General features: G+C 60.7%; 8 protein-coding genes and 1 pseudogene. 4 read left to right on the top strand and 5 right to left on the bottom strand.

Going from position 1 to position 11265, the window contains the following annotated elements:
* Positions 1 to 9 precede the first annotated feature (9 nt).
* From L901_RS20885 to L901_RS20900, 4 genes and pseudogenes are all read left to right on the top strand, one after another.
* Positions 10 to 1929 carry a beta-N-acetylhexosaminidase gene (locus L901_RS20885; RefSeq protein WP_059759946.1) on the top strand — a complete coding sequence of 640 codons (1920 nt, stop codon included), beginning with the start codon at positions 10 to 12 and terminating at the stop codon, positions 1927 to 1929.
* Positions 1930 to 1941: 12 nt separating this feature from the next.
* On the top strand, positions 1942 to 3375 hold the full coding sequence (locus L901_RS20890) for a M81 family metallopeptidase (protein ID WP_059759948.1): 1434 nt from the start codon (positions 1942 to 1944) through the stop codon (positions 3373 to 3375).
* Between the two features lie 62 nt (positions 3376 to 3437).
* A pseudogene (locus L901_RS20895) lies at positions 3438 to 4642 on the top strand (MFS transporter).
* A 26-nt stretch (positions 4643 to 4668) separates the two neighbouring features.
* The gene (locus tag L901_RS20900; RefSeq protein WP_059760052.1) at positions 4669 to 5409 is read left to right on the top strand and encodes a copper homeostasis protein CutC; all 741 of its coding nucleotides are present in this window, start codon (positions 4669 to 4671) and stop codon (positions 5407 to 5409) included.
* Here L901_RS20900 and L901_RS20905 read toward each other — a convergent pair.
* The 5 genes from L901_RS20905 to L901_RS20925 all read right to left on the bottom strand — a co-directional run bounded on the left by L901_RS20905 (position 5375) and on the right by L901_RS20925 (position 11265).
* On the bottom strand, positions 5375 to 6526 hold the full coding sequence (locus tag L901_RS20905) for a glycosyltransferase family protein (protein WP_059759950.1): 1152 nt from the start codon (positions 6524 to 6526) through the stop codon (positions 5375 to 5377). The genes L901_RS20900 and L901_RS20905 overlap by 35 nt on opposite strands.
* Positions 6523 to 7770 (bottom strand): glycosyltransferase, encoded by a 1248-nt coding sequence (locus tag L901_RS20910; protein ID WP_059759952.1) that lies wholly within the window; start codon positions 7768 to 7770, stop codon positions 6523 to 6525. Before L901_RS20910 ends, L901_RS20905 begins: the two co-directional genes overlap by 4 nt.
* Positions 7771 to 7813: 43 nt before the next feature.
* Positions 7814 to 9022 (bottom strand): glycosyltransferase family protein, encoded by a 1209-nt coding sequence (locus L901_RS20915; protein ID WP_020808520.1) that lies wholly within the window; start codon positions 9020 to 9022, stop codon positions 7814 to 7816.
* A gap of 72 nt (positions 9023 to 9094) precedes the next feature.
* Positions 9095 to 10270 (bottom strand): ABC transporter permease, encoded by a 1176-nt coding sequence (locus L901_RS20920; protein WP_059759953.1) that lies wholly within the window; start codon positions 10268 to 10270, stop codon positions 9095 to 9097.
* Entirely contained in the window at positions 10267 to 11265 is a 999-nt protein-coding gene (locus tag L901_RS20925) for an ABC transporter permease (RefSeq protein WP_059759955.1), read from the bottom strand. The genes L901_RS20920 and L901_RS20925 overlap by 4 nt, the downstream gene beginning before the upstream one ends.

Genomic DNA, 11265 nt, shown 5'->3' on the forward strand with positions numbered 1-11265 from the left:
GGGAGCATCATGGCGCTCGCACATTATCGTCTCGAAAATTCCTGGCATCCGCTCAAAGATTCCGCCTCGGGCGGTTTTACCTTCACTCTGGTCAATCTTTCCCGCGAGCCGCTGAAGGATTTTCGCATCGTCTACACGTCGTTGACGCGGACGGTAGACAAGCCCGCTTGCGACAATGCCGTTTATCTGCGCCGCAACGCCAATTTCCATGAATTCGCACCGCCGGCGGGCTTCGTGCTCGAGCCGGGGAAATCCTGGCGCTTCACTGTCGATGGCCTGCTGCGGCCGGCCCGGCATCGCACGGATGGCGCGAAATCCGCCTATGTCAGCCTTGCCGACGGAACGCATCGCGCCGTCGATGTCGGTGACCTGATGCTGGATGGGCGTCACAGCGAGCCGGCACCGGTGCTGCTTCCCGAAGGCAAGCTCGATCTGCCCTTTTCCATCCAGCCCTGGCCCGCTGAAATCGACGCCGAACCGGGCGAGGGTTTTCCCGTCGCGCTCTTCCCAGCGGAAGATGCGGGTGCAGAAGAAGTGCTTGCGGTGGAAACCGTGCTTTCGCTGTTCCGCCGGCTCTTTGCCGTCGGGCACGTGCCCTTCAGCCTTGCGCCGGTTCATGAGGGAAAACCGCTTCGTTTCAAGCGGCATAGCGGGCTGGAAGCGGAAGGTTATCGCCTCACTTTCTCAAAAGAAGCGGTGGTTGTGGAATATTCGGCCGCTGCCGGTCTGCAATATGGCCTGACGGTTCTGGCGCAGCTGCTGCATGGCGCGCGCATCGATCCCCAATTCCGCTTCCCTGCCTCCGGCACCATCAGCGATGCGCCCCGTTATAGCTGGCGCGGCTGCCATCTCGATGTCTCCCGGCAATTCTATCCGACAGGCGATGTCCTGCGGCTTATCGATATTCTCGCATGGCTGCGCATGAACCGCTTCCATTGGCACCTGACGGATGACGAGGCATGGCGGCTCGAAATCAAGGCCTATCCGCTGCTGACCACCATTGGCGCCACGCGCGGCCCGGATGCGCCGCTTCTGCCGCAGCTCGGTAACGGGGCTGAGCCGGTGTCGGGCTATTACACGCAGGATGAGGTGCGCATGGTCGTCGCGCATGCGGCGGCATTGAACGTCGAAATCGTGCCGGAAGTCGATATTCCCGGCCACAGCACGGCGGCTCTCGTGGCCTATCCGGAGCTGACGGACGGGCAGGAAGCGCCGGACAGCTACCGTTCGGTGCAGGGATATCCGAACAATGCGCTCAACCCGGCCATCGAGCCGACCTATGAATTCCTCGGCAAGATATTCGACGAGATTGTGGAGCTGTTCCCGTCGCGGCTGATCCATATTGGCGGCGATGAGGTTGCGGATGGGTCGTGGCTGGCTTCGCCGCTTGCCAAGGCGCTGATGGAAAAGGAAGGGCTCGACGGCACCTTCGGCATCCAGTCCTATTTCATGAAGCGCATTCAGGGGATGCTGCATGAGCGCGGCCGCCAGCTTGCCGGCTGGGATGAGGTTTCCCACGGCGGCGGTGTCGATCCAGCCGGAACATTGCTGATGGCGTGGCAGAAGCCGGAAGTCGGGCTTGAGCTTGCAAAGCAGGGCTATGACGTGGTGATGACGCCGGGTCAGGCCTATTATCTCGACATGGTGCAGGATGAAGCATGGCAGGAGCCGGGCGCAAGCTGGGCCGGCACCGTTCCGCCTTCGCATACTTATGCCTATGAGGCTGTCGGCGAATTTCCCGAGGAGTTGAAGGAGCGGATGAAGGGCGTTCAGGCCTGCATCTGGTCCGAACATTTCCTCAATCGTGCCTATTTCAACCATCTGGTTTTCCCCCGTCTGCCGGCGATTGCCGAGGCGGCGTGGACGCCAAAGGCGCAAAAGGACTGGCTGCGTTTTACGGCCATCGTCCCCTTGAGCCCGGTCTATTGAGGGGAAACCGACATGCGTATTGCCGTTGGTGGAATTCATACCGAATGCAGCACCTATTCCCCGGTGCTGATGGGCGAGCAGGATTTTCGCGTCTTTCGCGGCGCGGAACTGCTGGAGGCCGAGTATTTCAATTTCCTCGGTGAAGGCGGGGCGGAGGTGTTGCCGCTTCTGCATGCGCGGGCGGTGCCGGGCGGCCCGGTGTCGCGCGTGACCTATGAGGCGTTCAAGGCGGAGTTTCTCGAACGCCTTAAGGCCTGCCTGCCGCTGGACGGGCTTTATCTCGCCATGCACGGCGCGATGAATGTCGAAGGCATGGACGATGCGGAAGGTGACTGGATTTCAAGCGCCCGCGCGGTCGTCGGGCCGGATGTCGTGGTCTCTGCGAGCTATGACTTGCATGGCAATGTCAGCCAGACGATCATCGATCAGCTTGACATATTTGCCGGCTATCGAACTGCGCCGCATATCGATGTGCGCGAGACGATGGTGCGGGCGTGGACGATGCTGCTGAAGGCCCTGAAGACGGGCGAAAAGCCCGGCGTGGCTTGGGCGAAAATTCCGGTTCTGCTGCCGGGTGAGAAGACTTCCACGGAAGACGAACCCACCAAAAGCCTTTATGCCGTTCTGCCGGATCACGATGCGCGGCCCGGCATTTGGGATGCGAATTTCATGATCGGCTACGTCTGGGCGGACGAACCCCGGGCGACGGCCTGCGCCGTGGTGACGGGAACGGACAAAGCGGCCGCACAGGCGGTCGCGACCGAGATCGCGCAATCCTACTGGAATGCCCGGCAGGATTTTCGTTTCGGCCCCGTGACCGAGCCGCTCGAGGCCATTCTGGATATCGCCGAAAACACGGCAACGCGACCGATCATCTTGGCCGACTCCGGCGATAACCCGACCGGCGGCGGGGTTGGCGATCGCGCCGATGTTCTGGTCGCACTGATTGCGCGCAACTGGCAGGGTGCGCTGCTGGGCGGCATCACCGACAGGCCGGCGGTTGAAGCCTGTTTTGCGGCCGGCGAAGGTGCCGCGCTTTCCCTGAAGATCGGCGGCAGGCTCGATCCGCAGAGCCCGTCCGTGACCGTCGAAGCCCGTGTTGTGAAACTGGACGATCCAGGTGCTGCGGACCAGCGGCAGGCGGTGGTCGCCATCGGCGGCATCACGGTCATTCTGGCGGCGCGGCGCAGGCCTTATCACATGATTTCCGATTTCACCCGTCTCGGCTTTAATCCAAAGGAGGTGCGGCTGCTGGTCGTCAAGTCCGGTTATCTTTCACCGGAGCTTGCGCCTATCGCCAATCCCAACCTCATGGCGCTGACGGAAGGGGTCATCAATCAGGATATCGAAAATCTTCCCAATCGCCGCCGGGACGGCGATTTTTACCCATGGAAGCCGCATTTCGATTATACCCCTCAGCCCATCCTTTCGGCCCGCTGGCGATGACAGCGGTTCGGTAGCTTTTACCCAGCGATCCGGCGGTGCCGGATCATCTCAGGCGAATATCCATGCCGTCGGCTCTTTCCATCGTCATCAACAATCCGTCGATCCGCATCGGGGCGCTCGCCATCCTGTTCTTCGGGTTTTCGAATGCGGCGACCGCTCCCTATCAGGCGGTCATCGGTATTCGCGAAATCGGGCTGAGCAACAGCGTCTATTCGCTGCTGATGCTGTTTGCCGCCGTCATCAATGTCAGCGCCAGCGTGTTGATGGGCATTGTCGCAGACAGGCTGGGTGAATATCGCAAGCCAATGCTCTATATCGCGCTCTTCGGTGTCAGCGGTTATCTGCTGGTCTATCTGGCCGGCAACGCCACCGCCTTCGTTGCCGCGAAGCTTGTGCTTCTGCCGATTTTCGGAGCGATGAATTCGTTGATCTTCGCCCATGTGCGCGCCGATGCGCGCAACCTTTCGACGGGTGAAATGATCGCGGTGAATTCGATCATGCGGGCAACCATCTCGCTTTCCTGGGTGCTGGTGCCGGGCATTGTCGGTGTTTTTCTGGTGAATTCCGGCAATATGCTGATGCGTTCCTGTTTTCGGGCATCTGCGCGCTTGTCTGCTTTCTGCTTGTCGCCTTCTGCCTGCCGCGGGCCGCCACGCCGGCTTCGGCAAATATTGAAGCGCGGTTTGGCCTGCGTGCCTCGCTTGCGGAAATCGGATCGCGGCGGGTGCTGCTCCGGATCATCGCCATCGCGCTCATCTGCTCGATGCTGCATCTCAACGATTCCGTGCGCTCGCTCATCATAACCGGACAGGCCAAGGGCACGGTGGCGGATATCGGCATTGTTGCGGGTATCGTCGCTGCGCTGGAAATCGTCTTCATTCTCCTGTGGGGCTGGATCGAGAAGAAGGTTCCGCAGACGCTGACACTTGCGGCGGGAGCGGGGCTTTACGCCATCTATCTCATTCTGCAGGGGCTTGCTTCGGCGCCGTGGCATATCTACGCCCAAACGGTCATCAGTGCGCTAGGCGCTGCCGCGATCATCAGCATCCCGATTACCTATCTGCAGGAACTGATCGCGGACCGGCCGGGACTCGGAAGCTCGCTGATTGCGGTCAATATCTTCCTCGGCGCTGGTCTGGGTGCGTTGATTTTTGCCGTTGGAACCCTGGTCTCCAGCTATTCGGGAACCTCCATATTGGGGGCGATCGTGGGGCTCGGCGGCGTTTATATGCTTTACGCGCTTGATGGAAAGGGCCGCCGCAGGTAACGGCCACTCAAATGAAAGAGGTTACGATGATTCTCGAAATTTGCGTGGACGATGTCGCCGGTCTGGAAGCGGCGGTCAGCGGCGGGGCCGATCGGATCGAGCTCTGCGCGGCGCTTTCGGGCGGCGGTGTAACGCCATCGGCGGGTTTTATGCAGCGCGCGGCGTCCTGCGGGTTGCCGGTGAGCGTCATGATCAGGCCCCGCGCCGGTGATTTCGTCTTCACGCACGACGAAGCGGATGTGATGAAACGCGATATCGACGCGGCACGTGCCGCCGGTCTTTCCGGCGTGGTGCTCGGCGCATCGCGTGGCGATGGTTCGCTTGATATCGGCTTGCTTGAAGAACTGCGCAGTCATGCCGACGGGCTGGATGTGACGCTGCACCGGGCTTTCGATGTCGTGCCTGACATGGAAGAGGCGCTGGAAGCTGCCATCGCATTGGGGTTCCCAAGAATTCTCACCTCAGGCGGCGCGCGTTCGGCGCTTGAGGGGATTGAGGCTCTAGCCCACCTATCCGAGATGGCCGCAGGCCGGATCGTCATCATGCCCGGTGCCGGCGTGCGTCCGCAGAGCGTTCAGACCTTGCTGGATCGCTTTCCGATCACGGAAATCCACGCATCCTGTTCCGCCGTTCCATCCTTTGATCCCGACAGCAGGGTGGCGAAGCTCGGTTTCACGGGCGCAGGGCGCAAGGTTACCGATGAGGCGGCGGTTCGCGAGTTGAAGACGATCCTCACCGCTCATCGTAAAGACGGCGTAGCGCCCTAGCCGTTCCGGCCGCGCCATCGAGATCGAGCGTGATCGTGCCGGGCGCCGGCAAGGACAATGCCGCCTTGATGGCATCGGCCATCGCTTGCGCTGAAATATCGTTCTCCTCCAGCACATGCGCCAGCCCCAGCCGTGCCAGCCGTTCGGCGCGGGCGCTCTGTTCGGTTTCGCCTCCGGCTGCGAAGGGGATCAGAAGCGAGCGGCATTTTGCCTGAAGAATATCGCAGACGGTGTTGTAACCGGCCTGTGAAATCGAAAGCCGCGCGCCGGCGAGCAAACTTGCGAAATCCTTGCGGAAACGGAAGACGGACACATTGCCCGCCGCCCGCGCCGAGATCGCATCGAAATCCGCCTGCGGCATGTTGGGACCGGTCACGAGGCACCAGTTCTTGATGCTACCCAAGAGGGGGGCAGCCTCGAGAGCAGCGCGTATGAGTGCGGCCCCAACGGCGCCGCCGCCTGCGGAAACCACGATATCGAATTTTTCCGCCGGTTCCGGCGGCGGAAGGGGGGCGACGAGGCCGGTATAGACGATGCGCTGGCTGATCTCGCCGGCAAGCGGAAAGGTGTCTTCCAGCCGGGCGAAATCCGGATCGCCATGGACGAGCACCGCATCGAAATGTTTCTTCACCAGCGACACGGTCTCTTCGTCTCGGCCCGGTTTGGTCTTTTCCTGCAAGATATCGCGCAGCGACGCCATGACGAGCGGGCGTGGTTCGCTGTCTTCTATCTCATCGAGAAGCGGCAACAATTCGAAACGCACCTGCCTGCGACCGAAGGGGAATGCCTCGATGATAACGATATCGGGTTTGGCGCCGTGATAGGCGCCGATCAGCATGTCGGTTCTCAGCCTCTTGAAGTCGTCATCCACCGGTTTGCCGGAACTGTCGACCAGGCCGGCAAAGCTGCCGTCGCTGACGGCGATGGGCGGCAATTCGACATGGCGGATGCCCTCGCCCGGAAAGCCCGGAACCGGCGTGCCGCCCGTGACCAGCACGACATCGAAACCGTTCGCCTGAAGGGCGTTGGCAATGCGGCTGGCGCGGGCGATATGGCCGATGCCGAGAAGGTGCTGGACGTAGAAGAAGACGCAGGGGCGTTTTTCCGTATCGGTCATGGCGTTTTTTCCCACTCGGTCTCGAACAGGGCCTTCAGCTCGACAATGCTGGTGCGATGGTCGAAGGCGGTGCGCACACGGTTTTCGGCGGCACTGCCAAGACGCTGGCGCAATTGCGGATCGGTGATGGCCGTGCGCAGGGCCTCTGCGAAGGCTGCCGGATTTTCCGGTTCCGTCAGCAGGCCGTTTTCGCCGCTGACGAAGAACTCCGGAATGCCGGAAATATTGGTGGAGATGCAGGTCAGCGCCTGGCTCGCGGCCTCGACCAGCACATTTGGCAGGCCGTCGCGGTCGCCATCGCTGGTGATGCGGCAGGCAAGGGCGAAGAGGTCCGCTTCCCGGTAGTTCTCCAGCACCTGCTTCTGGTCCATGGCGCCGGTCCAGACGATCCTGTCGGCGACGCCGAGTTCGTCTGCGAGTCTCTTCAGCGCAGCCAGTTCATCGCCGCCGCCGATATGGGTGAAGCGCCAGTGGATATCCTGCGGCAGCGAGGCGAGCGCACGCAGGAGAATATCGATGCCCTTTTTCTTGACCGCCCGGCCGACGCTCAAAATCCTGACCGGATCATCGGCATCTGAACCGTCTCTTGCCGGTCGTGGCGTGTCGAAATGCGGGAAACGGGTGAGATCGAGGCCATGATAACTCAGATGCACATTCTGCCTTGACCCGGAAAGGGTCTGCAGATGCTGGAAGCCGCCAGCAGTGCAGGTCACGGCCCAGCGGGCGCTTTGCAGCTTGGCGGCAAGGTCGCGGTCGTTCGAGGTCCAGATGTCCTTGGCGTGGGCCGAAATCGTCCAGGGCGTGCCGGTAATGAGGTGGGTATAGGCGGCGACCGAGGCGGGCGTGTGGATGAAATGGACATGCAGCCATTCGGCATCCGCCGGCCATTCATGCGCGAGCACGGCAGCCTGCCCGAAACGGCGGAAGCGATTGCGGCTGAGATCATGTGGCAGATCGCTGAAAAACCGACGGAGCGCCTTGGTGAAACCCGGCTTTTTTCGGCACGCCCACAATGCCTTTAGAACGCGCAGCGGCTCCTCGTGCAGATATTCCGGCAGGTAGGTGACGGGTGCGCGAATTTCATCGTGAACGGGGTGGCGCTTCTTGTCCGTCGGCCGGCGCATCGACATGAGTTCGAGTTTCAGCCCGGCCTTTTCCAGTCCTAGAAGCTCCTGGGCGATGAAAGTCTCGGACAGGCGCGGATAGCCCTTGAGGAGCACCACGATTTTTTTTGTATCGGTCACGTTGCGCGTGTCTCTTTTGAAGCGGTGTTTGTCGGGGAACCGGTCACGCGGTTAGCGTGATCGGCGCCTTGTCGCCCTCGGGCGGCAGCCATTCGGCTATCCGGCGCGATATGTTTTCCAGACCGTCCAGCTTCAGTCCGCGCGCATTGACGGAGGGCGGCGCCCGGTTCGGCAGCGACTTCAGAGCTGCCGCCATTTTTGCCGGGTTTTCGGCATCTTCCGGCAGAAGCATGTCGAAAAGGCCAAGCTCCGACGCGCGGCTGGCGCGGATAAGCTGCTCTTCGCGCGGCACCGTGCGCGGCACGACGAGGGCGGGTTTGTCGAAGGACAATATCTCGCAGACGGTGTTGTATCCGCCCATGGAGACGACGGCCTGCGCGCCGGCGACGAGATCTTCCATGCGGTTGTCGAATTCGATGATTTCGATATGCGGAATATCGGCAACACTGCTCATGAAGCGCTGACGCTGATCCGCCGGCATATAGGGGCCGAGCACCACAAGCGCCTTGTGCGTCAGTTCGCTGTCATGGCGATAGGCGTTGATGACGTCGTCGATCAATTCGCTGCCATCGCCGCCGCCGCCGGTGGTGACGAGAAGGTAATCGCCTTCCGGCCGATGCGATACGGTTTCGGCCTGCGTCTTCGATCTTTGCAGGAAACCGACGAAATCCATCTTGTCGCGAACGGTGTGCGGAACGTCGAGCCCCGTCAGCGGATCGTGGAAATCGGGTGGGCCATAAATCCAGACGTGGTCATAGAACTGGCCGATCTTGGTCATGACATTGTTGCGCTTCCATTCCGCTTCGAGCAGCTGCGGCGCATCCATGACGTCGCGCAGGCCGATGACGAGCTTGGTGCCCTGTCCCTTGAGATAGGCGAGCGTTTCCTCCACCTCGCCGCGCAGGCCCATGGGCTCCTTGTCGACGATGAAGATATCCGGCTGGAAGCTTTCGGCCGTGTGGTAGATGATGGAGCGGCGCATCTTCAAGGTTTCCTGAAGATCGATATGCCTGTCCATGGACGTATATTCGCCGTTGCGCAGCTTGATGACGCTCGGGATTTTCACGAAATCGACGCGGGCGCGGTAATCGAAAGCGCCGGCAATCGTCGCGCCAGAAATGATGAGGACGTTGAGGCCGCGATAATCCTCCACCAGAGCATGCGCGATGGTGCGACAACGCCGCAGATGCCCGAGCCCGAAGGAATCGTGGCTGTACATGAGGATACGCGCGTCGTTCAAACGGGAGGTCATGGGCCACACCTCTTTTTGCCTTTCACAAAAAAGGCGATGGCGGAAGGGCAGTTTATCAAAGGGTGTTCCATTTTATCTGAAGGGATCCGCAGCATCACGTAGTCCGTCGCCGAAGAAATTAAAGGCCAGAATGACGAGAACGACCGGGATCGTCGGGATGAGAAGCCATGGATATAGCGCAATGACGCTGACGCTGCGCGCCTCCGTGAGCAGAATTCCCCAACTTGTGATCGGTGGCCTGAGACCGAGGCCGAGGAAGCTCAGCGCGGTTTCGCCGAGAATCATGCCGGGGATCGTCAGCGTGGCCGATGCGATCAAGTGTGACATGAAGCCGGGAATAAGGTGTCTGCCGATGATGCGCGGCGTGCTGGCACCCATTAATTGTGCAGACAAAACATAGTCTTCTTCGCGAAGGGCCAGAAGTTTCGAGCGCACGGCGCGCGCAAGGCCCGTCCAGTCCAGCATGCCGAGAATGATGGTGATGCCAAGATAGACAAGGATGGGGCTCCAGGTCACCGGCATGATCGCCGCAAGCGCCAGCCAGAGCGGAATGCTCGGGATGGATTGCAGGACCTCGATGATGCGCTGGACAATCAGATCGAATGTGCCGCCGCGATAACCTGCCAGACCGCCGATCACAATGCCGAGAACGAAGCTCATGGCGACGCCGAGAAGGCCGATGGTCAGCGAAATGCGTGCGCCATAGATGATGCGGGACAGCACGTCTCGCCCGAGACGATCCGTACCGAGCAGGAACAATTCACCGCCCTCCGCCGGGCAGACGAGATGGGTTCTGCCCTCGAACATGCCCCAGAAGCGATAGGTATCGCCCTTGCAGAAGAAACGCAGCGGCTGGATATCCGTCGGCACATCCCGGTAGACCCGTCTCAGATTGTCCATGTCGAGCGTCATTTCCCGGCCATAAACGAAGGGGCCGACAAATTTTCCGTCATTGAACAGGTGAATGGCCTGCGGCGGGGCGTAGATATGCTCGATATTGCGGGTGTGGAGATTATAGGGTGCCAGGAACTCGCAGATCAGGATCGAAAGATAAAGCACCACCAGAAAGGCGCCGGACCACACCGCGATCTTGTGCTGACGGAACTGCCACCACATGAGGCGCAGCTGCGAGGCCTTGCTGAAGGCCGCCATTCCTGACGTGTTGGGTTCGATCAGCGACGGGTCGAAGGGCGCGGTCGAGACGTAATGGGGCAGCGCTTCGCCGGGTTTCGGAATGGATGAAGTCATTTGACGTTACCACCTCCGAAGCGGATTCGCGGATCGAGTATGGCAAGGGCGATATCCGACACCAGAACGCCGATCACCGTCAGGAATGCGAGGAACATCAGGAACGAACCGGCGAGATACATGTCCTGGCTCTGCAACGCCCGGATGAGCATGGGACCGGTGGTTTCGAGCGACAGGACGACAGCGGTGATTTCCGCGCCGGAGATGATCGCGGGCAGGATCGAGCCGATGTCCGAGATGAAGAAATTCAGTGCCATGCGCAGCGGATATTTGGTGAGCACCTTGAAGGGGTGCAGCCCCTTGGCGCGGGCGGTGACCACATATTGTTTCTGCAATTCATCGAGCAGATTGGCGCGCAGGCGGCGGATCATGCCGGCGGTGCCCGCCGTTCCGATGATGAGGACGGGGATCCAGATGTGTTCGAGGATCGACTTGAACTTCGCCCAGCTCATCGCCTGGTTCAGATATTCCCGATCCATCAGATGGCCGATGGAGATGCCGAACCAGATATTGGCGAAATACATCAGGATCAGCGCCAGCATGAAGTTGGGAATGGCGATGCCGAGCAGGCCGAGGAAGGTGAGCCCGTAATCGCCCCAGCTGTATTTATGCGTGGCGGAGTAGATGCCGATCGGGAAGGCGAGGAGCCATGTGACGATGATGGTGACGAAGGAGACCAGAACCGTCAGCCACAGGCGGTCTCCCACCACATCGCTGACCGGCAGCTGATATTCGAAGGAATAACCGAAATCGCCAACCAGCATCCCTGTCGCCCAGCGGAAATAGCGGATCGGGGCCGGTTGGTCGAAACCGTAGCGGACACGCAGCTCCTCGATTTCGGCAAGGTTCGCCGTCTCGCCCATGGCGCGCAGCTCGGCGACATAGCTTTCGAAATAATCGCCCGGCGGCAGCTCGATGATGGTGAAGACCAGCATCGAGATCAGGATCAGTGTCGGGATCATGACGAGGATGCGCTTTAAAATATACCGCAGCAT

This window comes from Agrobacterium sp. D14, from assembly GCF_001526505.1.
Taxonomy (GTDB): domain Bacteria; phylum Pseudomonadota; class Alphaproteobacteria; order Rhizobiales; family Rhizobiaceae; genus Agrobacterium; species Agrobacterium leguminum.

Coding starts and splice junctions, on each gene's coding strand:
- L901_RS20885 (WP_059759946.1), top strand. CDS start 10: ATGGCGCTCGCACATTATCGTCTCGAAAATTCCTGGCATCCGCTCAAA.
- L901_RS20890 (WP_059759948.1), top strand. CDS start 1,942: ATGCGTATTGCCGTTGGTGGAATTCATACCGAATGCAGCACCTATTCC.
- L901_RS20900 (WP_059760052.1), top strand. CDS start 4,669: ATGATTCTCGAAATTTGCGTGGACGATGTCGCCGGTCTGGAAGCGGCG.
- L901_RS20905 (WP_059759950.1), bottom strand. CDS start 6,526: ATGACCGATACGGAAAAACGCCCCTGCGTCTTCTTCTACGTCCAGCAC.
- L901_RS20915 (WP_020808520.1), bottom strand. CDS start 9,022: ATGACCTCCCGTTTGAACGACGCGCGTATCCTCATGTACAGCCACGAT.
- L901_RS20920 (WP_059759953.1), bottom strand. CDS start 10,270: ATGACTTCATCCATTCCGAAACCCGGCGAAGCGCTGCCCCATTACGTC.
- L901_RS20925 (WP_059759955.1), bottom strand. CDS start 11,265: ATGCTGCGGTATATTTTAAAGCGCATCCTCGTCATGATCCCGACACTG.